This is a genomic window from Rathayibacter sp. AC182, assembly GCF_979253875.1.
In genome coordinates this window covers 2110782-2135656 of record NZ_CEEDEK010000005.1, presented here as the reverse complement: position 1 = coordinate 2135656, position 24875 = coordinate 2110782, and the positions used below count along the sequence as shown (strand labels likewise).

Sequence of the window (24875 nt, the reverse complement as noted above, 5' to 3'; positions counted from 1 at the left end):
CAGCAGGAAGACGAAAGTCCCCTGCCTCCCTGCTGATCGAGTAGCCCGCGCAGCGGCGCGTATCGAGATCCACGTCCACCAGCAGCCCCGCCTCTGGACTGCTCCTGTCGCGTTCCACCGCCGCCTGACGTGACGGGGCGGAGTCCTCGACCGGACCAGTCCCGCCGGACGACACCACCTCACGAGGCCGAGGGAGCCGGGTGCACCGCCCGGCACGCGGAGTTGCGCGCGCATCGACGACCCGCCCCCGGATCCGGTCATCGGTGGCCCCGCACCTCCGAGTGTGACGTGGGAATACCGCACCCCCACCCGCGTTGACCTAGGCTGAACGAGAAAGCACGTGCTCCGGGGTCGGTAGAGTCCGAACCGGCGGTGACAGTCCGCGAGCGGCCGACCACTTCGGTGGGGAGCTGTTGATCCGGTGGAATTCCGGGACCGACGGTTAAAGTCCGGATGGGAGGCAGCACGAGCGTCGCGCGCAAGCGCGGCGTCGAACGACGGTGCCCGCGCACCGACGATCGAGACCCCGGAGTTCGGCGACGAACGGAAGACCGGGAATGACGATCGATTTCGAGCACGCGATGCGCAGAGCGCTCGCGATCGCCGAGCACGGTCCCGCCCGCGGAGTGAATCCGCGCGTGGGCTGCATCCTTCTGGCGCCCGACGGCACCGTCCTCTCCGAGGGCTGGCACCACGGGGCGGGCACCGCGCACGCCGAGGTCGATGCGCTCTCGAAGCTCGCGCCGGGCGTCGCCGCGGGCGCGACCGCGATCGTCAGCCTCGAGCCCTGCGATCACACCGGCCGCACCGGTCCCTGCAGCCGAGCCCTCATCGAGGCCGGCGTCGCGCGCGTGGTCTACGCGGTGAACGACCCCGGCTCGCGCTCCGGTGGCGGCGGCGACACCCTCCGCGCCGCCGGCATCGAGGTGATCGAGGGCGTCCTCGCCGAGGAGGGCGAGGAGTTCCTGCACGTCTGGCTCACCGCCGCCCGCCGGCACCGCCCCTTCGTCACCCTCAAGTGGGCGTCGACCCTCGACGGCCGCACCGCCGCCGCCGACGGCAGCAGCCGCTGGATCACCGGCGCCTCCGCCCGGCAGCGCGTCCACGAGCAGCGCGCCGCGAGCGACGCGATCCTCGTCGGCACCGGCACCGTCCTCGCGGACGACCCGAGTCTCACGGCCCGCGGCGACGGGGGGAGCTCCTCGCCCACCAGCCGGTCCCCGTGGTCGTCGGCACCCGCGCGATCCCCGAGGACGCTCACGTGCTCCACCACCCGCATCCGGCCCGCCTCGAACGCCATCACGACCTCGAGGCGGTCCTCGACCGCCTCTACGAGTCCGAGGTCCGCCACGTCTACGTGGAGGGCGGGCCCACCCTCGCCTCCGCGCTGGTCGCCGCGGGGCTGGTCGACGAGTACCTCGTCTACCTCGCTCCGGCGCTGCTCGGCGGACCCCGCCTGGCGCTCGGCGACATCGGAGTCACGGGCATCGCGGACGCCCGCCGTCTCCGCATCCACTCGGTCGAGGTCCTCGGCGACGACCTCCTCGTGACCGCGCGCCCCGTCGCGCACCCCGCGGGCGGCGCCGGCGAACCGGCCCGCCTCCCCCACGCCCTGCAGATGGAGACGCACTGATGTTCACCGGAATCATCGAGGAGATCGGCGTCGTCACGGCGGTCGATCCGGGGGCGGACGCGATCCGGCTCACCGTCCGCGGACCGCTCGCCGTCGAGGGCGCCCGGCACGGCGACTCCATCGCGGTCTCCGGCGTGCGCCTGACGGTCGTCGACCAGTCGGACGAGGGCTTCACCGCCGACGTGATGGCGCAGACGCTCCGCATGTCGACCCTCGACGGCGTCGCCGCCGGCGACTCGGTGAACCTCGAGCGGGCCGCCCGGGTCGGCGACCGGCTCGGCGGCCACATCGTGCAGGGCCACATCGACGGCACGGCGACGCTGCTCGCGATCACCCCGGGCGACGCGTGGCGCGTGCTGCGCTTCTCCCTCCCCGCCGCGGCGGCTCCGCTGGTCACCGACAAGGGGTCGATCGCCGTCGACGGCGTCTCGCTCACCGTCTCGGCGATCAGCCCCGCGGCAGAGCCCGAGCAGTGGTTCGAGGTCTCGCTCATCCCCGAGACCCTCGCCGCCACCACCCTGGGCGTCCTCGCCGTCGGCGGCCGGGTCAACATCGAGACCGACATCCTCGCCCGCCACGTCGAGCGGATGCTCGCACTGCAGGCCGTCGCGATCCCCGCGCACGCCCTTCCCGTCACCCTTCCCGGAGGTGGGGCATGAGCCTCTCCAGCATCCCCGAGGCCGTCGCCGCACTGCGCGAGGGCCGTCCGATCATCGTCGCCGACGACGAGGGCCGTGAGAACGAGGGCGACGTCATCGTCTCGGCGCAGCTCGCCAGCCAGGAGACGATCGCCTGGATGGTGCGCAACTCCTCCGGCTTCATCTGCGCGCCGATGACCAACGAGATCGCCGATCGGCTCGAGCTGCCGCTGATGGTCGTCGACAACGAGGATCCGCGCGGCACGGCCTACACGCTCTCGGTCGACGCCGCCGACCGCCTCTCGACCGGCATCAGCGCGTCCGACCGGGCGCACACCCTGCGGGTCCTCGCCGATCCGGAGGCGACGCCGTCGCGGCTGCACCGGCCGGGCCACATCCTGCCGCTGCGCGCGGTCGAGGGCGGCGTGCGCGAGCGCGACGGCCACACCGAGGCCGCGGTCGACCTGATGAAGCTCGCCGGGCTCTACCCCGTCGGCGCGATCTCCGAGATCGTCGCCGAGGACGGCGAGATGATGCGGCTCCCCGGCCTGATCGCGCTCGGCGAGCGCGAGGGCGTCCCGGTCACCACGGTCGCGGCCCTGATCGAGTACCTGCAGGAGTTCCACTGCGACACGGAGGTGCCCCTCACGGTCCCCGTGCCCGAGTCCTCGCGCGTGAGCTTCGAGGTCGAGACCACCGTGCCGACCACCCACGGCCCGTTCCAGGTGCGCGCCTACCGCGACCGCCAGACCGGTGCCGACCACGTCGCAGTCGTCGCGGGAGGCCTCGGCGGCACTCGTCCGCCGCTGGTGCGGGTCCACTCCGAGTGCCTGACCGGCGAGGCCTTCGGCTCGCTCAAATGCGAGTGCGGTCCGCAGCTCGACGCCGCTCTCGACACGATCCAGCGCGACGGCGGAGTCGTCGTCTACCTGCGCGGGCACGAGGGCCGCGGCATCGGCCTGATCAACAAGCTGCGCGCCTACCGCCTGCAAGAGGACGGCCTCGACACGCTCGACGCGAACCTCGCGCTGGGCCTGCCCGCCGACGCGCGCGACTACGGAGCCGCGGTCGGGATCCTCGAGGACCTCGGCATCCGCGACGTGCGCCTGCTCACCAACAACCCGAGAAGGTCCGCCAGCTGACCGACCGCGGCATCACCGTCTCCGAGCGCGTGCCGCTCGTGGTCGGCGTCGGCGCGTTCAACGAGGGCTACCTCGAGACCAAGCGCGACCGCATGGGCCACGACATCGAGAACCTCGGCGATCTTGCCGGGCTCGGACACCTCGACGCCGGGATCGCCGGCGCGACGACGAAGGAGTGACAGCATGGCCGGTTCCGGCGCCCCCACCACCTCCCCCTCGACGGATCGGGACTGCGCGTCGTCGTCGTCGCCGGGACCTGGCACACGCAGATCTCCGACGGTCTGATCGCCGGTGCTCGCGCCGCCCTCGACGAGTCCGGCGCCTCGTGGTCGCTCGTGCGCGTCCCCGGCTCGTTCGAGCTGCCCGTCGCGGCGAAGGTCGCTCTCGACGCGGGAGCCGACGCCGTCGTCGCGCTCGGCGTGATCATCCGCGGCGGCACCCCGCACTTCGAGTACGTGTCGGACGCGGCCACCTCCGGCCTGACGACCGTCAGCATCCAGACCGGCAAGCCCGTGGGCTTCGGGGTGCTCACCCTCGACACCGAGCAGCAGGGCATCGACCGCGCCGGCCTGCCCGGGTCGAAGGAGGACAAGGGCCGTGAGGCGGCGGAGGCGGCGGTCGCGACCGCGCCGCTGCTGCGCGAGCTGCGCGGCTGACCCGCACGCGAGCGTCCGGCCCCCTTCCGCGGGCCGCTACAGCACGAAGCTGGGTGAACACGGAGTAAAGTGGTCGGGCCGTCACGAGCGGCCCGACTCCTCCTCCCCACCGCCATCCGGTCCGCGACGCCCGATCGACGCCTCGCCCGCCGGCACGGGGACCCCTGTCTACCGGAGCAACTTCCCTCCCATGTCTCACGCACCCGCCACCGCCGACGCTCCCTCCGCCCCGCAGAACTCCCGCGGCCGCGTCATCCTCGCGAGCCTCATCGGGACCTCGATCGAGTTCTACGACTTCTACGCCTACGCGACCGCCGCCGTCCTGGTCTTCCCGGCCCTCTTCTTCGTGAACCAGGACCCCGCGACCGCGCTGCTCGCCTCCTTCGCCGTCTTCGGAGTCGCGTTCATCGCGCGGCCGATCGGCTCGATCGTCTTCGGTCACTTCGGCGACCGCGTCGGCCGCAAGGGCACCCTCGTCGCCTCCCTGCTCACCATGGGCATCGCGACCTTCCTCATCGGCTGCCTCCCCACGGCGCTCACGCCCGGCTGGGAGTTCCTCGCGCCCTTCCTGCTCGTCGTGATGCGCTTCTGCCAGGGCCTGGGCCTCGGCGGCGAGTGGTCCGGAGCGGCCCTGCTCGCCACCGAGAACGCCCCCGCGAACAAGCGCGCGATCTACGGCACCTTCCCGCAGCTCGGCGCGCCGATCGGCTTCATCGTCGCCAACGTCCTGTTCCTGGTCCTCGCGAGCTCGATGGACGACGAGACCTTCGCCGCGTGGGGCTGGCGCGTGCCGTTCCTCGCGAGCGCCGTCCTCGTGATCATCGGCCTCTACGTCCGATTCAAGCTGGTCGAGACCCCCGCGTTCCAGAAGGTCGTCGAGAAGGGCGAGGTCGCGAAGCTCCCCCTCGCGCGCGTCTTCGTCCCGAGCTGGCGTCCGCTGATCCTGGGCACGTTCATCATGCTCGCGACCTACGTGCTCTTCTACCTGATGACCACGTACACGCTGACCTACGGCACCGCGCCCACCGACGGCCCGGTCGCCGGCCTCGGCTACACCCGCAACGACTTCCTGATCATGCTGATCGTCGGCGTCGTGTTCTTCGGCATCTTCACGCTCGTCTCCGGCCCGCTGGCCGAGAAGTTCGGGCGTCGGAAGCTCCTCATCACGGTCACCTCGGCGATCATCGTGTTCGGCCTGCTCTTCGTGCCGCTCTTCGGCGGCGGCTTCGTCGGAGTGATGGCCGTGCTGATCCTCGGCTTCACCCTGATGGGCCTGACCTTCGGCCCGATGGGCGCGGTCCTGCCCGAGCTCTTCCCGACCAACGTCCGCTACACCGGCTCGGCGATGTCCTACAACCTCGCGTCGATCCTCGGAGCGGCCGTGGCGCCGATCATCGCGGTCGCGCTGTGGCAGGCAGCGGGCGGCAGCCCGGTGCTCGTGGGCCTCCTACCTCAGCGCCGCGGGCGTCCTGACGCTCATCGCGCTGATCCTCTCGAAGGAGACGAAGGACCTCCTCGTACACCGACAACGTCTCGTAGTCGTCGGCACGACCGCCGATCGCTCGGCACCCTCTCGTTCGGCCCGCCGGTCCTCCGGCGGGCCGAGACGCGTCTCCGGAGCGTCAACCACTGTTGACGAGGGGCTCGCGAACGTCTAGGGTCGTCAATCTAGGTTGACCTCTCCGGCCGCACGGACGGCGGGCTCCGCAGCGACGAGGAGGCAGAATGGACGACGGCACGATCGCGACTCTCGCGGGTGACGCGGCCGCGGACGATCCGCTCACAGCACTCCGGGCGATCCACCGCCTCCGCGGCGAACTCGACCGCACCGAGGCGATCGCCGTCAGGCGGGCGCGCAACGCGGGTGCGTCGTGGCAGCTGATCGCGCTGTGCCTGGAGGTGAGCCGCCAGGCGGTCCACAAGAAGTACGGCAGGGCATGAGCGGGAACGGACGGTCGATGAGCACCAGCACTCGAAGCGCACGAGGCGGACGGCGCGGCGGACGCGGTGCCGACGACGGGCCCCGCGCCTCCTTCTCGCAGCTCGCCCTACCTCCTCGAGCACCGCGGCATCCTCGGCGTCGTCGTCGTGCTGAGCCTCTTCGGAGCCGCGGCGAGCCTCGCGCAGCCGCTGGTCGTCGGCCAGGTCATCACCCGCGTGCAGGAGGGTCTCGACCTCGGTCCGCTCGTCTGGGCGCTCGTCGCCCTCGTCGTCGCCTCCGGCCTCATCTCGGGCTTCGCCCACTACCTCCTCCAGCGCACCGGCGAGGGCATCGTCCTCTCGAGTCGGCGCCGCCTGGTCGCGCGCCTCCTGCGCCTGCCGATCCGCGAGTTCGACGCGCGCCGCACCGGTGACCTCGTCTCGCGCGTCGGCTCCGACTCCACGCTGCTGCGCGCCGTGCTCACCCAGGGCCTCGTCGACTCCATCGCCGGCTCGCTCGTCTTCGTCGGTGCGATCATCGCGATGGCGATCATCGACTGGGTGCTGCTGATCATCATCGTCGTGGTGGTCGCCGCCGCTCTCGGCCTCGCGCTGACGCTCGGGCGCGGCATCCGCGTCGCGAGCCGCAAAGCGCAGGAGAAGGTCGGCGACCTCGCCGCCGCGGTCGAGCGCGCCATCAGCGCGGTGCGCACCATCCGTGCGGCCGGCGCCACCGACCGCGAGATCGCGGTGGTCGACACCCACGCGACGGAGGCGTACCGCCTCGGCATCCGCGTCGCCCACATCTCGGCCCTCGTGGTCCCCGTCGCCGGCATCGCCCTGCAGGTCGCTTTCCTCGCCGTCCTCGGCGTCGGCGGCTATCGGGTCGCCTCCGGCTCGATCGACATCGCGCAGCTGGTCTCGTTCATCCTGTTCCTCTTCATGATGGTGATGCCGCTGGGCAACTTCATCGGCGCGATCACCTCGGTCAACTCGGCACTCGGGGCGCTCGGACGCATCCAGGAGATCATCGACCTCCCCGTCGAGGGCGACGGCGACCGCGCCGGAACGGTGAGCGGCCTCGGCGTCGGAGTGGGCGAGGACGCCATCGCGTTCGAGGACGTCGTGTTCTCGTACGAGCAGACGGCGTCCGTCGACGGAGCCGAGCCGGTGGCGGAGGAGCGCGACCGCACCGTCCTGCGCGGCGTGTCCTTCACCGTCCCCCGCGGCAAGCGGACGGCGCTCGTCGGCCCGTCCGGCGCCGGCAAGAGCACGATCCTCGCGCTCATCGAGCGCTTCTACGACCCCGAGGCGGGAGTCGTCCGACTCGGTGGCGTCGACATCACCGCGGTCGACCGCGACGCGCTCCGCGCCCAGATCGGCTACGTCGAGCAGGACGCGCCGGTCCTCGCCGGCACGATCCGCGAGAACCTCGTGCTCGGGCGCCCCGACGCGGACGACGCCGACTGCCTCCGCGTGCTCGAGGCCGTGAACCTCACCGACGTGCTCGAGCGCAACCCGCTGGGCCTCGACGCCCCTGTGGGCGAGAGCGGCGTGATGCTCTCGGGAGGCGAGCGCCAGCGCCTCGCCATCGGCCGCGCGCTGCTGGCCGCGCCGCCCATCCTGCTCCTGGACGAGTCCACCTCGAGTCTGGACGGGCTGAACGAGCAGCGCCTGCGCCTCGCGATCGACGCGGTCGCCGAGGACCGCACTCTCCTGGTCATCGCGCACCGCCTGTCGACCGTCGTCGACTCCGACCGCATCGTCGTGCTCCAGAAGGGCGAGGTCGTGGGCGTCGGCACGCACTCCGAGCTGGTCGAGTCGACTCCGCTCTACCGGGACCTGGCGAAGCACCAGCTCCTGGTCTGACGCTGCCGGTCCCCGCGCTGACGCGGGCTCAGCGCGGCAGCCCAAGGCCGGGCTCAGCGCGGCGGCAGCCGCAGCGCCCCGTCGAGACGGACGACCTCGCCGTTCAGCATCGGGTTCTCGACGATGTGGCGCACGAGCGCGGCGAACTCGGACGGACGGCCCAGCCGCGCCGGGTGCGGGGTCGCCCCGCCGAGCGACTCCCTGGCCGCCTCGGGCAGGGCGGCCAGCAGGGGCGTGTCGAAGGTGCCGGGAGCGATCGAGACCACGCGGATCAGCACCGCCGCGAGCTCACGGGCCAGCGGCAGCGTGAGCGCCGCGACGGCGCCCTTCGACGCGGCATAGGCGGCCTGGCCGATCTGGCCCTCGAACGCGGCGACGGACGACGTCGTGACGAGCACGCCGCGCTCCCTCGATCGGCTCGCGCTCGGCGATCGACGCCGCGGCGAGACGGAGCACGTTCAGGGTGCCGACCGTGTTGACCCGGAGCACCCGCTCGAAGTCCTCGAGGGCGAGGGGGCCGTCGCGGCCGAGCAGGCGGCCCGGGGTGGCGATCCCGGCGCACGACACCGCGATGCGCAGCTCCCCCGCGGCGGAGACGGCGCGGGCGACGGCCTGCGAGTCGAGCACGTCGCCCGGCGTCGCCCGGACGCCCTCCGGCAGGTCCGCCCGATCGAGTGCGGCGGGCAGATCCAGGACGTGGACCCGCGCCCCCGCCTCGTGCAGGGCGACCGCCGTCGCCGCTCCCAGGCCGGACGCACCGCCCGCGACGAGCACGGGCATCCCGTCGAGTCGCATGCTCAGGACCCCGGCACCGGTGCGGCCGTGGACAGCGCCTCGGCCGAGCAGGTGGTCAGCGTCTCGTCGTACTGCTGCGCGAGCCGGATCGCCTCGTTCCGCTCCTCCTCGTCGGCGGTCGCCGCGGGCGCCGGCGGGCGCTCGCCCAGCCCCCAGCGGGCGAGGCAATCGGTGATGCGGCGGGTGACGGACGCGGTGTCGTCGAGGGCCGGGTCGACGGAGGGAGCGTCGTCGGAGGACTCGTCCGGGGAGGAGGGTGAGCTCGTGCTCGGTCGCGGCTCCGCATCGTCGGGCACCTCGGCGAGGGGCTGCCGCACCCGCTCACGAGAGCGAGCACGAGGGCCGCGAGGGCCGGCAGCGCGAGCAGGCGGCCGAGCGGACGCGGGGCGCCGCGGTCGGCGACACGGGGCTGGGGCATGTCGACCTCGTTCGGACGCGGCGGGACGGGACGGCTGTCACGGTACCCCAGCGACGGCCGCCCGCGGGAGCGCGGCGCGCATCGGCGGATGCTGCCGCACGATCCGCAGAGAGGACGGGCGGGCCGCTCAGTCCGGATCCGCGAGCGCCCACATCGCGACCGCGCTGGCCGCCGCGACATTGAGCGAGTCGATGCCGTGCCGCATCGGGATCTGCACCGCGACATCGGCGGCGGCGAGCGCCTCGTCGCTCAGACCGGCCCCCTCCGTCCCCAGCACCAGGGCCACACGGTCCGGGGCCTGAGCGGCGAACGTCCGCAGCGGCACCGCGCCGGGCGTCAGCGCCATCGCCGCGATCGTGAAGCCCGCTGCGTGCAGGAGCGACGCCGTCGCGCTCCAGTCGCCCACCCGCGTCCACGGCACCTGCAGCACGGTGCCCATGCTGACGCGGATCGCCCGGCGGTAGAACGGGTCGGAGCACCGCGGCGTGACGAGAACGGCGTCCGCGCCGATCGCCCCGACCGAGCGGAAGATCGCGCCGACGTTGGTCGGATCGACGACGTCCTCGAGCACCACGATCCGGCGCGCACCCGAGATCAGCTCGGCGGGATCGGGGAGGACGGGGCGGTCCATCGCCGCGATCAGCCCCCGATGGAGCACGTAGCCGGTCAGCTCGGCGAGGAGCTCCCCGGACCGGTGAACACCGGCACGTCGTGGTCGCCCACGAGGCGCTCGGCCTCCGCCGCCGAGGAGCCCAGAGCGAGGACGGAGCGGGGGCGGTGCCCCGCACGCAGGGCGCGCTCGAGCACCAGCGCCGATTCCGCGATGTAGAGGCCCTGCGCCCCGCGCGCGTTCTTCAGCGCCACGTCCGTGGCGTGCGCGTAGTCGCGCAGGCGCGGATCCTCGAGAGGAGACCTCGACGAGCTCCACGGATCAGGCGAACGGGTCGGGGGTGAGCGTGTACTTCGTGCTGAGGTACTCGCCGATGCCCTCGAGACCGCCCTCGCGGCCGAGACCGGAGTGCTTCACTCCACCGAACGGCGCCGCCGCATTGGAGACGACTCCGACGTTGAGCCCCATCATCCCCGTCTGCAGGCGCTCGATCATGCGCTGGCCCCTCGCGAGGTCGCGCGTGAAGACGTACCCGACCAGCCCGAACTCGGTGTCGTTCGCGAGGCGCACGGCCTCCTCCTCGTCGCGGAACGGCATGATCGCCAGCACCGGCCCGAAGATCTCCGTGCGCAGCAGCTCGCTGCCCTCCGCGACCCCCGAGAGCACCGTCGGCTCGTAGAAGTGCCCCGCACCCTCGATCCCGTGCCCGCCGACCCGCACCCGGGCGCCGCGCGAGACGGCGTCGTCCACGAGCGAGCCGGTCTTCGCGACCGCCCGGTCGTCGATGAGCGGGCCGATCCCGACGCCGGGCTCGGTGCCGCGTCCGACCCGCAGCGCGCGGACCCTCTCGTCACGCGGGCCGCGAACTCCTCCGCGATCGACTCGTGCACGAAGAAGCGGTTGGCCGCGGTGCACGCCTGGCCGATGTTGCGGAACTTCGCGGCCATCGCACCCTCGACCGCCCGGTCGAGGTCGGCGTCCTCGAAGACGACGAAGGGCGCGTTGCCGCCGAGCTCCATCGAGGTGCGGAGGACGTTCGACGCCGCCTGCTTCAGCAGCGTCTGCCCCACGGGGGTGGATCCCGTGAACGAGACCTTGCGCAGTCGGGGATCGGCGAGGATCGGCTCCGACACCGCCCCGGCGCTCGAGGTGGTGACCACGTTGACGACACCCGCGGGGACCCCCGCCTCGGCGAGCAGCGCCGCGAACGCGAGCGTGGTCAGCGGAGTGAGCTCCGCCGGCTTCACGACGACGGTGCAGCCCGCCGCCAAGGCGCGGCGCGATCTTGCGGGTCGCCATGGCGAGCGGGAAGTTCCACGGGGTGATCAGGTAGCACGGCCCGACGGGGTGCTGCGAGACGATCATCCGCCCCGTCCCCTCGGGGTTGACCCCGTAGCGACCCGAGATGCGCACGGCCTCCTCGCTGAACCAGCGGAGGAACTCGCCACCGTAGGCCACCTCGCCGAGCGCCTCGGCGATCGGCTTGCCCATCTCGAGCGTCATCAGCAGCGCGAACTCGTCCTTGCGCTCCTGGAGCAGGTCGAAGGCGCGACGGAGGATCTCCCCGCGCCGACGGGGCGCCGTCGCCGCCCACGCGTCCGCGGCGTCGGCAGCGGCGTCGAGGGCGCGCAGCCCGTCCTCCGGAGTCGCGTCGGCGATCGTCCGCAGGACCTCGCCGGTCGCCGGGTCCTCCACGTCGAGGGTCCCGCCGCCCGAGGCATCGATCCACTCGCCTCCGATGTACAGCTGCGCCGGAGTGCGCGCGAGGAGGGCCGTCTCGGAGGCGGCGCGGGTGTCGACGGAATCAGTCACAGTATCGCTCTTTCTCTGCGGATCACGGCGCGGAGGGCGCTCGCGGGGAGAGGATCACCTCTCCGATGGTACTCGCCGTGCCGCGGCCGCTCGGGGGCGGAGCGGCGGATCCCGATCAGGCCGACGGCTCGATGCGGACCCCTGCGGCGGCGAGCTCGCGCAGCGCCGCCGCGCTCGCCTCGTCCGACACCCCGGCGACGAGATCGTCGAGGACCCGCACCTCGAGCCCCGCCGCCCGCGCGTCGAGCGCCGAGGCGCGGACGCAGTGATCCGTCGCGAGACCGACGATGTCGAGCTCGGTGACGCCCAAGCGCGCGAGGACCTCGGGCAGAGCGTCGCCGTCGGACGTCGTGCCCTCGAACGCCGAGTACGAGGGACGGCCCTGACCCTTCCAGACGTGCACGTCGACGGTGTCCGTCCGCAGCGCCGGGTGGTACTCGGCCCCGGGGTCCCCGCCACGCAGTGCACGGGCCAGCTGTCGACGAAGTCGGGTGCGGAGGAGAAGTGGCCGCCGTTGTCGGTGCCGCCGTCGTGCCAGTCGCGCGAGGCGAGGACCGTCCGGTACCCGCTCGGGGTGGGCGGTGAGGTAGGTGGAGACGTCCTCGGCGACCCGGGCGCCCCCGGCGACGGCCAGGGCACCGCCCTCGGTGAAGTCGTTCTGCACGTCGACGATCAGGGAGCGCGGTGGTCATGGTGGGTCCTTCCGGGACGGGTGGCGGGGAGTCGGGGGCGGGAGTCGGGGAGTCGGGGGCAGGAGTCGGGGATCAGGAGTCGGAGAGCGAGGCGCCGCAGCGGTAGAAGCCGGTGACGAGCGTGTCGATCGCGGACTTGGCGGAGTCGGCGACGTCGCCGAGGGCGTAGACCGCGAAGGTCAGCACGGTGCCGTCGGCCGCGGTGACTGACGCCCGCGAGCGTGTAGCCGGTGTCGATCCAGCCGGTCTTCGCGAGCACCGCGCCGTCGGCCACGGCGTTGTCGCCCGCGAACCGGTCGGCGTACGAGAGCGAGCCCGTGCGTCCCGACACGGGCAGCCCGTCCAGCACGATGCCCAGATCGCCCTCGCGAGCCTGGACCTTCCGCAAGAGCTCAGTGAAGTACGCGGGTGCGACGGAGTTGTCGTCGCTCAGCCCCGAGCCGTCCGCGACGACGATGCCGGTGGTGTCGACGCCGTAGCCCGAGAGGCCCTGCAGCACCCCCGCCTGCTCTGCCGCGAACGTGCTGCCGGCTCCGGTGCGGATCGCGACGAGCCGGGCGAGCATCTCGGCGATCGCGTTGTCCGAGACAGAGCAGCATCTGCTGCACCAGATCCCGGACCGGAGCGGACTCGACCGTGCCGAGGACCGCGGCTCCCGCCGGCGCCGTCCCCGTGCTGACGGTCGGCGATCCGGGCAGCTCGCCGGCGAACGCGGAACCCGCCCGCCCGATCGGGTCCGTGCCGCGGACCGAGGTGGACGCGGTCGGATCGGCGCGGTCTCCGTCGACCTGCAGCGCCGTGATCTCGGGCATGTAGCCCTGCGTCTGCTCCTTGCGGTTCCACGACGGCTGCCAGGTGTCGCCGGTGAAGAGGAGGAGTCCAGGACCAGCGAGGTGATCGGAGCGCCGGCCGTCGCGGGGTCGGCCGCCCATGCGCTCCCGACCTGCGCTGCGAGGTCGTCGAGGTGCGCCGCTCCCGGGTAGAACGACTCCTGCCCGCTCGGCAGCCGGCTGAGGGTGAGGTCGCCGCCGCCGACGAGCACGACGGAACCGGGCGCCTCCCCGCGCACCACGGTCGTGGCGATGCGCGTGTCGGGTCCGAGCACCGCCAGAGCGGAGGCGGCGGTCAGGATCTTGAGGGGCGCTCGCGGTGCGCGAGGGATGAGTCCTCCGCGGTCGAACAGCACCTGGCCGGTCGCCGCGTCGACGACGCGCGCCTGCATCGACCCGAGCCGCGGGTCGGCCGCCGCGTCGGCGACGGAGCAGGTGCGCAGGGCGGACGTGATCTCCGCGGCGGTCGGCCGGGCGGAGGGAGTGGGAGTGGCGGTCGGGGCGGCGGTCGCGGTCGATGACGGGGTCGAGGTGGCGGCCACCCGGGGCGCGTCACCGCCGATCGCCGCTCCGACGGCGACCGCGCCCGTCCCCAGCAGCACGGCGACGACGGCACCGGACACGGCGAGCAGCCACGGCCGTCGGCGGGCGGCGTCGGTCGGTCTCGGCTCGGTCATCCACGACATGGTAGTCGCGGCTCGCGAGCGGCTCCTGGAAGCCGGATCAGCGGGATCGTGCGACCGGCTGCACTCCTGGCTGCACGTGCAGGAGCAATGTGGAGCCGCCTGTGGAGAATCGAACCCACGACCTTCTCATTACGAGTGAGACGCTCTGCCGACTGAGCTAAGGCGGCGTGAACAGAGGGCCTGAGCCCCGGACACGAGTACACAGCATACCCGCTGCCGAGCCCGGTCGTGAACACGACGGCCGGCACGGCCGCCCCTCACGCGAGGGCGGCGCGGAGCTCCTCGAAGGACGCGGCCACACGGCCGGCGAGGGCCTCGCGTCCGTCCTGGTCCGCCCAACCCGCCCAGGCGTGCCGCATCGCGGCGAGTCCGACGAGGGTGAGCATGCGGGCGCGGCTGCGCGCGCGTTCGACATCGGGCTCGGTGCGCGAGAGGCGGTCGGCCACGAGCTCCTCCACCGCGATCTCGAAGTCGCGCATCCCCGCGATCTTGAGACCGACGAGCTGCGGGTGCTCGCGGAACAGCTCGCGCCGGAGCAGGTGCAGCTCGCGGTCGTCCTCCATCGGCTCCTCCACGGCGGCGACGAAGACGCTCTGCAGCGCCTCGAGCACCGGGCCGTCTCCCCGGAGGAAGTCGGCGGCGGTGTCGTCGGTGATCACGGGGAGACCGCCGACGAGGGCGTCCTCCTTCGAGGCGAAGTAGTTGAAGAAGGTCCGGGTCGAGACATCGGCCTGCCGCGAGACGTCCTCGATCGTCACGCGGTCGGGGCCGCGCTCGGTGGCCAGGCGGAGCACCGCCATCTCGATGGCCCGTCGGGTGGCGAGCCGCTTGCGCTCGCGGAGGCCGGGGCGGGCGCCCGGGGCGCCGGTCTCGTTCAGCACTGCGGATCCTCCTCCGGCACGACGCCCTCGAGCAGGTAGGCGTCCACCGTGTCGTTCACGCACGCGTTCGACTTGTTGTAGGCGGTGTGCCCCTCGCCGGTGTAGGTGAGGAGCCGGCCCTCGGCCAACTGCCCGGCAAGTGCCTCGGCCCAGACGTAGGGCGTGGCGGGATCGTTGGTGGTGCCGACGACCAGGATCGGCGCGGAGCCCTCCGCCGCGATGGGCGCGCGGGAGCCCTCGAAGGCCGCCGGCCACTCGCTGCAGAGGATGTCGCCGTAGGCCATGTAGCGCCCGATCGTGGGAGCCGCCTCCTCGAGGGCGGCGGCGTCGGCCCGCATCACGGCGGTGTCACCCGTGTAGGAGTAGTCGACGCAGTTGATCGCGAGGAACGCCTCGGTCGCGTTGTCCCGGTAGCCGCCGTCGGCGTCGCGTCCGTTGTAGGCGTCCGCGTACTGGAACGCGGTCTCCGCCGCGCCCTTCCGCACCTCCGCCAGCATCTCGCTCAGTGCGCCCCACGCCCCCGCGTCGTAGAGCGGGTAGACGATCGCGGTGAAGAGGGTGCTGGAGCCGAGGACGCGCCCGTCGGCCGCGCGGATGGGCGACGCGTCGACGCGCTCCAGCATCGCCCGGACCTGCGCCATCCCGTCCTCGACCGAGCCCGTGAACGGGCAGGCCGCGGTGCCGAGGCAGTCGGCGAGGTAGGCGCGCAGGGCGCTCTCGAAGCCCTTCGCCTGCTCGCGCACGACGTCGAGCGACGACGCGGCCGGATCGATCGCCCCGTCGAGCACGAGACGCCCCACGCGGTCGGGGAAGAGTCCCGCGTACGTCGCTCCGAGGAACGTCCCGTAGGAGTAGCCCAGGTAGTTCAGCGACTCGTCGCCGAGAGCGGCGCGGAGCACATCGAGGTCGCGCGCGGCGTTCGGCGTGCCGACCTCGCCGAGGAGCGCGCCGCTGCGCTGGGCGCAGGCGTCGGCGAACGCCGCGGCGGCGGTCCGCTGCGCCGCGATCCACTCGTCGCTGCCGCGCTCCCCCGGCGTGATGTCGTACAGGTAGGAGTCGAGGCCGGCGTCGTCGAGGCACGAGACGGCGGTGGAGGCGCCGACGCCGCGCGGATCGAAGCCCACGACGTCGTACCGGGCGGCGAGCTCGTCGTCGACCGCGTAGTCGACGCTGTCGCGGATGAAGTCGACGCCCGAGGCGCCCGGGCCGCCGGGATTCACCAGCAGCGAGCCGAGCGCCGGCTGCTGCTCGGCGGGGTGGCGGACCAGCGCGATCGACGCGGTCTCCCCCGTCGGGTCGTCCCAGTCGAGCGGCACGGTCGCCTCGGTGCACTGCGCGTCGTCGCCGCAGTCGTCCCAGACGAGGACCTGCCCGTAGTACGGCTCGGGACCGGCGTCGACCGACTGCGGGCGGGAGTGGACGTCGTCTCCGCGGGGCCCGGCGCGAAGCAGCCGGCGAGCAGCGCGGTCGTCGCGAGCACCGCGGAGACGCCGAGGGCGCGGCGGGCGCGCGTCACGCGGCCACCGGGCGGCGTGCGGCGACGACGAGCATCGCCTCGAGGGCGAGGACGGGCGACACGTTGGCGTCGATCCGCTGGCGCGCGGTCGAGACGGCCTCGAGCACGGCGAGTGTGCGCTCGGGACGGGTGGACTCGGCGAGCGCGGTCATCTCGGCGCGGACCTCCTCGTTGATGACGCCGCCGGGAGCGCCGAGCTGGAGCCGGACGACGTCGCGGTAGAGCGAGAGCAGGTCGACGAGGATCCGGTCGAGCCCGTCGCGCAGGCTGCGGGTGGCGCGGCGCCTGGTCCTCCTCGAGAGCGCGCAGCTGCGACCGCAGCTGCGGCGGGATCGTGCCCCGGCTCCACCCCGAGCGAGCGGAGCGCCTGCGCGCGCTCGACCTCGTCGCGCTCGAGCGTGATCGCCTTCGCGTCCTCCGTGGCGACCTCGATGAGGCGGGCCGCCCCGAGGACGGCGTCGGAGACCCCGCGCAGGCGCAGAGCGATGCGGAGGGTCTCCTCGCGCCGCTCGCGCGCGTTCGCGTCGGTGGCGAGGCGGTGCGCCATGCCGATGTGGCTCTGCGCCTGGCGCGCGGCGCGCTCCGCGGTCTGCGCGTCGACTCCGTCGCGCCGCTCGAGCAGCCCGGCGACGTCCTCCACGCTCGGCACGCGCAGGCGGACGGAGCGCACACGGGAGCGGATGGTGGGCAGGAGATCGGCCTCGCTGGGCGCGCAGAGGATCCAGACGGTGCGTTCCGGCGGCTCTTCGAGCGCCTTCAGGAGCACGTTGGACGTGCGCTCGCTCATCCGGTCGGCGTCCTCGATCACCATCACGCGGTACCGCGAGACGGACGGCGAGTACTGCGAGCTCGGGACGAGCTTGCGCACCTCCTCGATCGAGATGATCACGCGCTCGGTCGCGAGCACCGACAGGTCGGGGTGCGAGCGCGCGGCCACCTGGCGGCAGTCGGGGCACTCGCCGCAGCCCCGTTCCGGCACAGCAGCGCGGAGGCGAACGCGTAGGCGAGGTTCGACCGGCCGGAGCCGGGGGGCCCGGTGATCAGCCACGAGTGCGTCATGGACGCCGACTCGTCGCCCGAGGCGGTGCGCGGCGTCGAGGCGTCGCGGAGGGCGCCGATGGCGTGCTCCTGACCGACGAGCTGGCTCCAGACGTTCACGGGACCACGCTACCCGCGAGCACCGACAGGGCCGCCGCCCTCGGAGCGCCGGCGCTCGAGGAGCTCCTCGACGCGGGAGCGCACCGCTGCCGCGAGCTCTTCGACGGGCAGGGTCGCGTCGAGCACGAGGAAGCGCTCGGGGTCGGAGTCAGCGATCGCGAGGAAGCCGCTCCGCACGCGCTCGTGGAACTCGGCCTTCTCCGCCTCGAGCCGGTCGAACCTGGTGCGAGCGGCGTCGAGCCGCGAACGGGCCGCCGCTGGATCGAGATCGAGCAGCACGGTCAGATCGGGGCGGAAGTCGTGCGTCGCCCACTCCGAGAGGCGTCTCACCTCGCCCGCGTCGAGCACGCGCCCGGCGCCCTGGTAGGCGACGGAGGAGTCGATGTAGCGGTCCTGGACCACCACCTCGCCGCGCTCGATGGCCGGTCGCACCAGGGTGCCGATGTGCTGGGCGCGGTCGGCCGCGTAGAGCAGGGCCTCGGCGCGCGGGTCGATCTCGCCGCGATGGTGCAGGACGATCTCGCGGATCTGCACCCCCACCTCGGTGCCGCCCGGCTCGCGCGTGCGCACGACGGTCTCGCCCCGCGAGACCAGCCACTCCTCGAGCAGCCGGGCCTGCGTGGTCTTGCCGGCGCCGTCCCCGCCCTCGAGGGTGACGAACAGCCCGGTCACTCCGTCGCGCCCGTCGCCTCCGACGCGGCCGCGGGCTTCTTCGCGGCCGGCTTGCGCGCGGTGGTGGACTTGGCCGCAGTGGTCTTCGCGGCGGTCGTCTTGGCAGCCGTCGTCTTCGCAGCCGTCTTCGTGGCAGCCGTCGTCTTCGCCGCAGTGGTCTTCGCCGCGGTCGTCTTCGCCGCCGGCTTCTTGGCCGGAGCGCGCTTCGCCGGGGCCTTCTTGACCGGTCCCTTGGCGCGCTTGTCGGCGAGCATCTGCACGGCCTGCTCGAAGTCGATCTCCTCGATCGTCTGGCCCTTGGGGATCGTGACGTTCGTCTCGCCGTCGGTGACGTAGGCGCCGAAGCGGCCGTCGCGGATCCGGATCGGCTTGCCGCTGACCGGGTCCGCCTCGAATTCCTTCAGAGCGCTCGACGCCCGCTTCGCTCCGTACTTGGGCTGCGCGAACACCTCCAGCGCGGTCGGCAGATCGACCTCGAAGATCTGGTCCTCGCTCGTGAGCGACCGGCTGTCGGTGCCCTTCTTGAGGTAGGGGCCGTAGCGGCCGTTCTGAGCCGTGATCGGCTCGCCCGTCTCGGGGTCCTCGCCCACTGTGCGCGGGAGGTCGAGCAGCCGGAGCGCGGTCGCCAGGTCGATCGACGCGACGTCCATCGACTTGAAGAGGAGGAGGTGCGCGGCTTCACGACCGCGGGCTTCTTCGCTCCCCGCTTGGCCGGCGCGGGCTCGACGACCTCGCCCGTCGCCGGGTCCGCGGTCGTCTCGGGCTCGGGGTCGACCTCGGTGACGTACGGGCCGAAGCGCCCGTCCTTCACGACGACGGTCTTGCCGCTGTCGGGGTTGCTGCCGAGCACCCGGTCGGTCTGGACCGGGGCGTCGATGAGCTCCTGCGCCTTGGCCGGCGTCAGCTCGTCGGGGGCGAGCTCGAGCGGCAGGTTGACCCGGCGCGGCGTCTCCTGCCCCTCCTCCTCGGCGACCTCGAGGTACGGGCCGTACTTGCCGATCCGCAGCGTGATGTCATCGGTGATGCGGATGGAGTTGATGCTCTTCGCGTCGATCTCGCCGAGGTTGTCGACGACGTTGCGGAGTCCGGGGTGCGCACCGCCGCCGAAGTAGAAGCGGTTCAGCCAGTCGACCCGGTCCTCCTCGCCGCCGGCGATGCGGTCGAGGTCGCCCTCCATCTCGGCGGTGAAGTCGTACTCGACGAGGTCCGAGAAGAAGTCCTCGAGCAGGCGGACCACCGAGAACGCGATCCAGTTCGGCACGAGGGCCGTGCCGCGCGGAGTGACGTAGCCGCGGTCGACGATGGTCGAGATGATCGACGCGTACGTCGAGGGGCGCCCGATCCCCAGCTCTTCGAGCGACTTGACGAGGCTCGCCTCCGTGTAGCGCGGGGCGGCGAGGTCTCGTGGCCCTTCGCCTCGACCTCGGCGACCACTAGGGACTGGCCGACCTCGAGCACGGGCAGCTTGGCGTCCTTCTCGTCGCGGGCGCCGTGGCGCTCCTCGTCGCGGCCCTCCTCGTAGGCGAGCAGGAAGCCGCGGAAGGTGATGACCGTGCCGGACGCGGTGAACTCCGCGCTGCGGGCCGTGTCGCCGGCCGGGTTGGCCTCGGAGTGACGGTGGCGGTCGAGCCCTTGGCGTCGGCCATCTGCGAGGCGACGGTGCGCTTCCAGATCAGGTCGTAGAGGCGGTGGTCGTTGCCGCGGAGGGTGCCCGCGAGCTGGTCGGGGGTGCGGAAGGTCTCGCCGGCGGGCCGGATCGCCTCGTGCGCCTCCTGCGCGTTCTTGTTCTTGCCGGAGTAGAGGCGCGGCTTGTCGGGCACGGTCTCGGCGCCGTAGAGCGCGGTCGCCTGCGAGCGCGCCGCGGTGATCGCCTGCTGCGACAGGTTGGGCGAGTCGGTCCTCATGTAGGTGATGAAGCCGTTCTCGTACAGCGACTGCGCCACGCTCATGGTCTGGCGAGCCGAGAAGCGGGAGCTTGCGCGCCGCCTCCTGCTGGAGCGTCGACGTGGTGAACGGAGCGGCGGGCCGGCGCGAGTAGGGCTTGGACTCGAGGTTCGTGACGCGCACGAGCGTCGCCGGATCGCGCAGCGCCGTGGCCAGGGCGGTGGCGCTGGTCTCGTCGAGCACGGTGACGTCGCTCTTGAGCTCTCCGCGGTCGTCGAAGTCGCGGCCGCTTCCGATGCGCTTGCCGTCCAGGCGCGCCAGTCGGGCGTCGAAGCCCGCCGAGGCGTCGGCCTCGGGGCGAGCACCGTCGCCAGGTCCCAGTAGCTGGCCGAGACGAAGGCGAGACGCTCGCGCTCGCGGTCGACGACGAGGCGGGTGGCGGCGGACTGCACGCGTCCGGCCGAGAGCCCGGGTCCGACCTTGCGCCAGAGCACGGGCGAGATCTCGTAGCCGTAGAGGCGGTCGAGGATCCGGCGGGTCTCCTGCGCGTCGACGAGGGAGGTGTCGATGTCGCGGGTGTTCTGGCTGGCCTTCTGGATCGCGTCCTTGGTGATCTCGTGGAAGACCATGCGGTGCACGGGGACCTTGGGCTTGAGCTCCTCGAGGAGGTGCCACGCGATGGCCTCGCCCTCGCGGTCCTCATCCGTAGCGAGGAAGAGCTCGTCGGCGTTCTTCAGCGCGCGCTTGAGATCGGCGACGGTCTTCTTCTTCTGGTCCGACACGACGTAGTAGGGCTCGAAGCCGTTGTCGACGTCGACCGAGAACTTGCCCAGCGGGCCCTTCTTGAGCTCGGGCGGGAGGTTCTTGGGCTCGATGAGGTCGCGGATGTGGCCGACGGAGGCGAGCACCTCGTACCCGTCGCCCAGGTACTGGGCGATGGTCTTGGCCTTCGCCGGCGACTCGACGATCACCAGCTTCTTCGTGCCGGACACAGTTCTCCTCGGTTGATGCTGTCGGGTCGGACGAACAGGGTGTCCGACGGGTCCCCGTCCAGGGAGGCGGTGCGCGGCGACCGCACGGGGAACGGTCATCCGTTCACGTGGGCTGCAGGCGCCCGACAGGCACACCATACACACCGAGTCCGGGGACGGAGGCCCGGTCGGGGGCCGGATGAGGCTGAGAGCGAACCCTGAGCGCGCCGAACGCCGCCCGACCGGAAGGCCCTCTCCTGGTGACGCGGCGCCCGGATCGGCGCATGATGTGGTGCATGGCAACGACGCTGACTCCTTTTCTCCCGCCCTCTCCGCGTACACCGCGAAGCTCACCGACGGACCGCTCGAAGGCAAGACCCTCCGACGGCCGTACGGCGACGAGCAGGCCCCGGCCGCTCGCCTCGAGATCCCCACCGGCCGGAACGGCTCCCGCTGGATCTACCTGCTCGCCGGGTCCCTCGAGCACGACGAGGGCGCCGGCTCCCTGCCGACCGCCGCCGCCTACCGGTACCAGCGGCTCAGCTCCGACTGATCCGCCGCCGGGGCCGCCGCGTCACGGCGGCGGCCCTGCCCGGGAGCGCGCCGGCAGCACGACCGGCCCGACGGACACCACGACCTCGACGGTCGCGACTCCTTCGTCCACCGCGCACTCCGAGATCCGCGCCGCACCCGCCCGGGCCACCCGGTCGGCCGCGCCGCACGGCTCCCCGGCAGGAGTCCCGACGCGACGTCGGCCGCGGCGAGCGCCGCGCCGTCGGCCGCCGCGACCGCGCGCTGATGCCCGACCAGACCGCCGCACCCGGCGAGGACCGCCGCGGTCACGAGGATCGCGCCCGCCACCACTCCGATCGCCGCCGTGGCGGCCGAGCCGTCCCTCCCCTGCGCGCACCCGCACCGGGCCTCCCCAGCGACCGGTCACCCTCCGCTCCCGAGAGCGCACGAGCGGATCGCGACCGGCACCTCGAGAACGGGCAGGGGCCGGAGCCGGGCCGCCACCTCGACGCAGACCAGACCGCCCTCCGTCGAGACCCCCACCTCGGCCTGCGGATCGACGCGACCCACCGGAGGGGCCGGGTCGTCGCCCCGGGCCGAGGACCGGGCGCTGTCGGCCGCCGCGTCCACCAGCCGCACGTACTGGGCGGATGCGGCGACCGAGCCCAGGCAGAGCGCGAGCACCACGACCACCGCGGGCAGGACGACGGCGAGCTCCGCGCTCGCGGACCCCTCCTCCTGCGCGGCGCACCGCACGAGGCGCCGCGTCCAGCCGCTCACCCGCCCGACGTCAGAGCGCGGGTGACCAGGTCGGTCAGGATGCCCCTGACCTCGTCGCCCTTGAGGATCACGACCAGCAGCCCCGCGAAGCCGACCGCGGCCATCGTCGCGATCGCGTACTCCGCGGTCGCCGATCCCTCCTCGTCGGCCAGTCGCGCTCCCCAGCCGCTCCACCCCGCCGTCGCGCCGCCCCGCAGGCCTCGTCCGTCGAACCCGTTCATCTCCGCTGCTCCGTCCCGCCCCCTGTGCCGTGCCCCGGGACGAGCATCGCGGAGCCGCTCCGGCACCGCGGACGAGCCCGTCGCGATCCGTGCAGAGGTCGCCCGGACCGCGGTTGGGGAGGAGCGCCGTCACGACGTGGCCGCGAAGGTCGACAGCAGCACCGACACGATCATCGGAGCCACGCCCAGGAGGAGGAACGCGGGCAGCACGCAGACCCCCAACGGCAGCATCAGCATCACTCCGAGCCGCGCCGCCCGCTCGCGGGCGAGACCCGCCGTGCGCAGGCGCACGAGCGTCGCCTCGCTGCGCAGCAGAGCGACCCGCCGGCACCCCCGCACCGCTGGAGAGCGCGAGGATCGCGTCGGCCCCCTCGAGAGCCCGGGCGTCGGACGCGAGACCGCACTCGGCGAGCGCCGCGAGCACCTGCGCTCGCGCCCGGTCGATCGCGCCGCCGCCTGCGAGGGCGACCGCGAGCAGGTCCAGCGCGAGCCCCGGAGCCGCGCCGCCGGGATCGGCCCCGCGGACGAGCCTGCGCGTCCAGAGCTGCGCGAGGACCATCAGGCCCGCCCCGGCTCCCAGGCAGACCAGCCCCGGAGCCGTGCCCAGGAGCACGCCGACCACGTCGAAGCCGAGCACGGAGCCGAAGCCGAGGCCCACGAGCGGGAGCACCCCGACGACCCGGCCGGTGGCCGCGGGACCGGCCAGCGCCACGTCGATGTCGCGACGGGCCCGACCCGACTCGCGCATCGACTCGGCCAGTTCGGCCAGAGCCGCCGCGACCGGTGCTCCGGAGTCGGCGGCCACCCGCCACGACGCGGCGAGCGCCGCCCACGCGGCCTCCTCGCCGTCGTCGCGCCGGGGAGCGGCGCCGCTCGCCCGAGCGACGGGAGGCGGGCACGCCCCGCAGGAGCGCCTCCGTCACGTCCCCGCCCCGCGCCGCCTCGAGCGCGACCGCGCGGAGCAGCCTCCTGCGACGAGCGGCCCCGGCCGCTCCCGCCTCCCCCGCCGAGGCGAGGTGCCCGAGAGCGGACGCCGGCGCCACCCCTGCGGCCAGCAGCACCGAGAGCCGGTGCACGACCGCGGCGACCTCGTCCAGGCCGTCCGCCGAGCGCCTCACCGCCGGGACCGGGCGCGCGCGGGCAGCACTCCCTCGTCGATCCTCAGGCGCCCCTCCGCATCCAGCGCGAAGCACCCCAGGACGACAGCCGCCGCCGCCCGTCGCCCCGCTCGAGATGCAGCACGAGATCCAGAGCGCTCACCGCCTGCCGGGCGACCGCCTCCGGTCCGAGCCCCGCGAGGGCGCCGAGCGCCTCCAGCCGCGCCGGCACGTCGGCGAGGGAGTTGGCGTGGATCGTGCCGGCTCCGCCGTCGTGACCGGTGTTCAGCGCCGAGAGCAGCTCTCGGAGCTCCGCTCCGCGGCACTCGCCGAGCACCAGGCGGTCGGGGCGCATGCGCAGCGCCTCGCGGACCAGCCGGTCCAGGCCCACGCCCCCGCCCCTTCGAGGTTCGGCTGGCGGGACTCGAGCGAGACGACGTGCGGATGCGCGGGTCGGAGCTCCCCCACGTCCTCGATCGCGACGATGCGCTCGTGCGGGGTGCGCAGCCCAGCAGCGCCTGGAGCAGTGTGGTCTTGCCGGACCCTCCCGCCCCCGAGACGAGCAGGTTCCACCGCGAGGCCACCGCGCGGCGCAGCAGCGAGTCCTGCCCCTCGTCCACCATCCCCGCCGAGCACAGGTCGTCGAGGCTCCAGGCCGCGGACTGCGGCACGCGCACCGAGATGAGCGCTCCGGCCGTCGCCACGGGCGGGAGCACGACGTGCACGCGGACACCGTGCCGGAGCCGCACATCGACGCAGGGGCTCGCCTCGTCGACGTGCCGACCTCCCGCCGCGACGAGGGACACGGCCAGGCGGCGCACCGCCGCCGCGTCGAACGTCCACTCGGGCTCCCGCACGGCGCCGCTCCCGCGGTCGACCCAGAGACCGGCGCCGCCGTTGACGAAGAGGTCCGTCACGGCGGGATCCGCGGCGAAGGGGGCGAGCAGCCCGAGGGCGGCGGCACCGGGGCGGACGACGGGCGGCGGAGCAGGCGGCGCCGGCGCGGGCGGGGCCTCGCTCCGGTACGCAGCGGGGACGAGCGGGACGAAATCGGCGATCATCTCGGCACGGTAGAGCGGGGATCGGCTCGGACGATCGGGCCGGCCCGGATCGGTGGAGGCACGCCGGTCGGACGAGGCTGGGGAGGACGACCGAGCGCCCCGCGACGCCGGCCTCGTGCGATCGCGGTTCCGCGAGCTCAGCGCTCCAGCGGCGATCCCGCCTCGCAGTGCAGCTGCTGCACGGGGCGTTAAGAGAAGGGGGCGGCACCCATTGGGGGGAACAGGTGCCGCCTCGGCGGCGCGGGATTGGGGGGAATCACTTGCGCCGCTGAGACCGAAGTTCATTCGGCCGTATGCAACAGTACGGCACGACGCCCTGATCACCAAGCTCGGATCCCGCATTCGAGCGCCTCTCAGCGATAACCGACGAGTGCCGCGTGGATCGGAGTCGCCGCCGCGGTCTCCGCTGCGCGCTACGGT

General features: G+C 73.3%; 16 protein-coding genes, 1 tRNA gene, 12 pseudogenes and 1 riboswitch. Of the genes and pseudogenes, 8 read left to right on the top strand and 21 right to left on the bottom strand.

The genetic code is table 11. The annotated features are described in order from the left end of the window. The first annotated feature begins 337 nt into the window (after positions 1 to 337). Positions 338 to 470, top strand: a riboswitch (FMN riboswitch). A gap of 87 nt (positions 471 to 557) precedes the next feature. The 7 genes and pseudogenes from ribD to AC0CII_RS23260 all read left to right on the top strand — a co-directional run bounded on the left by ribD (position 558) and on the right by AC0CII_RS23260 (position 7858). Further along, positions 558 to 1633, top strand: a pseudogene (gene ribD, locus AC0CII_RS23290) (bifunctional diaminohydroxyphosphoribosylaminopyrimidine deaminase/5-amino-6-(5-phosphoribosylamino)uracil reductase RibD). Further along, positions 1633 to 2292 (top strand): riboflavin synthase, encoded by a 660-nt coding sequence (locus tag AC0CII_RS23285; RefSeq protein ID WP_465230742.1) that lies wholly within the window; start codon positions 1633 to 1635, stop codon positions 2290 to 2292. The pseudogene ribD and the gene AC0CII_RS23285 overlap by 1 nt, the downstream one beginning before the upstream one ends. Continuing rightward, positions 2289 to 3592, top strand: a pseudogene (gene ribA, locus AC0CII_RS23280) (GTP cyclohydrolase II). Before AC0CII_RS23285 ends, ribA begins: the two are co-directional and overlap by 4 nt. Before the next feature lie 4 nt (positions 3593 to 3596). Then, positions 3597 to 4069 (top strand): annotated as a pseudogene (gene ribH / locus AC0CII_RS23275) (6,7-dimethyl-8-ribityllumazine synthase). Positions 4070 to 4259: 190 nt separating this feature from the next. Then, positions 4260 to 5608, top strand: a pseudogene (locus tag AC0CII_RS23270) (MFS transporter). A gap of 186 nt (positions 5609 to 5794) precedes the next feature. Further along, positions 5795 to 6010, top strand: a complete 216-nt coding sequence (locus AC0CII_RS23265) for a hypothetical protein (protein WP_107575589.1) — start codon at positions 5795 to 5797, stop codon at positions 6008 to 6010. A gap of 17 nt (positions 6011 to 6027) precedes the next feature. Then, positions 6028 to 7858, top strand: a pseudogene (locus tag AC0CII_RS23260) (ABC transporter ATP-binding protein). Positions 7859 to 7911: 53 nt separating this feature from the next. Here the strand turns inward: AC0CII_RS23260 and AC0CII_RS23255 are convergent. The 15 genes and pseudogenes from AC0CII_RS23255 to topA all read right to left on the bottom strand — a co-directional run bounded on the left by AC0CII_RS23255 (position 7912) and on the right by topA (position 20804). Then, positions 7912 to 8653 (bottom strand): annotated as a pseudogene (locus AC0CII_RS23255) (SDR family NAD(P)-dependent oxidoreductase). 2 nt (positions 8654 to 8655) lie between these two features. Beyond that, on the bottom strand, positions 8656 to 8970 hold the full coding sequence (locus AC0CII_RS23250) for a hypothetical protein (protein ID WP_465230741.1): 315 nt from the start codon (positions 8968 to 8970) through the stop codon (positions 8656 to 8658). Between the two features lie 228 nt (positions 8971 to 9198). Then, positions 9199 to 9962: pseudogene (locus AC0CII_RS23245) on the bottom strand (TrmH family RNA methyltransferase). A 40-nt stretch (positions 9963 to 10002) separates the two neighbouring features. Next, positions 10003 to 11493 (bottom strand): annotated as a pseudogene (locus AC0CII_RS23240) (NAD-dependent succinate-semialdehyde dehydrogenase). 115 nt (positions 11494 to 11608) lie between these two features. Then, the gene (locus tag AC0CII_RS23235; RefSeq protein WP_465230740.1) at positions 11609 to 12157 is read right to left on the bottom strand and encodes an isochorismatase family protein; all 549 of its coding nucleotides are present in this window, start codon (positions 12155 to 12157) and stop codon (positions 11609 to 11611) included. Between the two features lie 8 nt (positions 12158 to 12165). After that, positions 12166 to 13701, bottom strand: a complete 1536-nt coding sequence (locus AC0CII_RS23230) for a D-alanyl-D-alanine carboxypeptidase (protein WP_465230739.1) — start codon at positions 13699 to 13701, stop codon at positions 12166 to 12168. A 90-nt stretch (positions 13702 to 13791) separates the two neighbouring features. Continuing rightward, positions 13792 to 13868, bottom strand: a tRNA-Thr gene (locus AC0CII_RS23225). A gap of 90 nt (positions 13869 to 13958) precedes the next feature. Continuing rightward, entirely contained in the window at positions 13959 to 14582 is a 624-nt protein-coding gene (locus AC0CII_RS23220; RefSeq protein WP_465226308.1) for a TetR/AcrR family transcriptional regulator, read from the bottom strand. Further along, entirely contained in the window at positions 14576 to 15898 is a 1323-nt protein-coding gene (locus AC0CII_RS23215; protein WP_465230738.1) for an alpha/beta hydrolase, read from the bottom strand. The genes AC0CII_RS23220 and AC0CII_RS23215 overlap by 7 nt, the downstream gene beginning before the upstream one ends. Positions 15899 to 16094: 196 nt before the next feature. Further along, a pseudogene (locus AC0CII_RS23210) lies at positions 16095 to 17256 on the bottom strand (DNA polymerase III subunit delta'). A gap of 9 nt (positions 17257 to 17265) precedes the next feature. After that, the gene (gene tmk / locus AC0CII_RS23205; protein WP_465226310.1) at positions 17266 to 17928 is read right to left on the bottom strand and encodes a dTMP kinase; all 663 of its coding nucleotides are present in this window, start codon (positions 17926 to 17928) and stop codon (positions 17266 to 17268) included. Then, positions 17925 to 18377, bottom strand: coding sequence for a topoisomerase C-terminal repeat-containing protein (locus AC0CII_RS23200; RefSeq protein WP_465231071.1), 453 nt, complete (start codon positions 18375 to 18377; stop codon positions 17925 to 17927). Before AC0CII_RS23200 ends, tmk begins: the two co-directional genes overlap by 4 nt. A 36-nt stretch (positions 18378 to 18413) precedes the next feature. After that, positions 18414 to 18578, bottom strand: a pseudogene (locus tag AC0CII_RS23195) (topoisomerase C-terminal repeat-containing protein); the annotation flags it as partial. 155 nt (positions 18579 to 18733) lie between these two features. Further along, positions 18734 to 19270, bottom strand: a pseudogene (locus AC0CII_RS23190) (DNA topoisomerase); the annotation flags it as partial. A gap of 91 nt (positions 19271 to 19361) precedes the next feature. Continuing rightward, positions 19362 to 20804, bottom strand: a complete 1443-nt coding sequence (gene topA / locus AC0CII_RS23185; RefSeq protein ID WP_465230737.1) for a type I DNA topoisomerase — start codon at positions 20802 to 20804, stop codon at positions 19362 to 19364. Between the two features lie 268 nt (positions 20805 to 21072). On the opposite strand from topA, the gene AC0CII_RS23180 reads away from it, so the two are divergent. Continuing rightward, complete coding sequence (locus AC0CII_RS23180; protein ID WP_465230736.1) at positions 21073 to 21336, top strand: hypothetical protein; 264 nt, start codon at positions 21073 to 21075, stop codon at positions 21334 to 21336. Here AC0CII_RS23180 and AC0CII_RS23175 read toward each other — a convergent pair. The 6 genes and pseudogenes from AC0CII_RS23175 to AC0CII_RS23150 all read right to left on the bottom strand — a co-directional run. Beyond that, positions 21306 to 21647, bottom strand: coding sequence for a hypothetical protein (locus AC0CII_RS23175; RefSeq protein WP_465230735.1), 342 nt, complete (start codon positions 21645 to 21647; stop codon positions 21306 to 21308). The two genes, AC0CII_RS23180 and AC0CII_RS23175, sit on opposite strands and share 31 nt — an antisense overlap. 72 nt (positions 21648 to 21719) lie before the next feature. Beyond that, positions 21720 to 22052 (bottom strand): TadE family type IV pilus minor pilin, encoded by a 333-nt coding sequence (locus AC0CII_RS23170; RefSeq protein ID WP_465231070.1) that lies wholly within the window; start codon positions 22050 to 22052, stop codon positions 21720 to 21722. 20 nt (positions 22053 to 22072) lie between these two features. After that, on the bottom strand, positions 22073 to 22273 hold the full coding sequence (locus tag AC0CII_RS23165; protein WP_465231069.1) for a DUF4244 domain-containing protein: 201 nt from the start codon (positions 22271 to 22273) through the stop codon (positions 22073 to 22075). A gap of 153 nt (positions 22274 to 22426) precedes the next feature. Beyond that, positions 22427 to 22588, bottom strand: a complete 162-nt coding sequence (locus tag AC0CII_RS23160) for a hypothetical protein (RefSeq protein WP_465230734.1) — start codon at positions 22586 to 22588, stop codon at positions 22427 to 22429. Between the two features lie 870 nt (positions 22589 to 23458). Beyond that, positions 23459 to 23749, bottom strand: a complete 291-nt coding sequence (locus tag AC0CII_RS23155) for an ATPase, T2SS/T4P/T4SS family (protein WP_465231068.1) — start codon at positions 23747 to 23749, stop codon at positions 23459 to 23461. A gap of 202 nt (positions 23750 to 23951) precedes the next feature. Further along, positions 23952 to 24455, bottom strand: a pseudogene (locus AC0CII_RS23150) (pilus assembly protein CpaF); the annotation flags it as partial. Positions 24456 to 24875: the final 420 nt, after the last annotated feature.

Coding starts and splice junctions, on each gene's coding strand:
- AC0CII_RS23285 (WP_465230742.1), top strand. CDS start 1,633: ATGTTCACCGGAATCATCGAGGAGATCGGCGTCGTCACGGCGGTCGAT.
- AC0CII_RS23265 (WP_107575589.1), top strand. CDS start 5,795: ATGGACGACGGCACGATCGCGACTCTCGCGGGTGACGCGGCCGCGGAC.
- AC0CII_RS23230 (WP_465230739.1), bottom strand. CDS start 13,701: ATGTCGTGGATGACCGAGCCGAGACCGACCGACGCCGCCCGCCGACGG.
- AC0CII_RS23155 (WP_465231068.1), bottom strand. CDS start 23,749: ATGCGCCCCGACCGCCTGGTGCTCGGCGAGTGCCGCGGAGCGGAGCTC.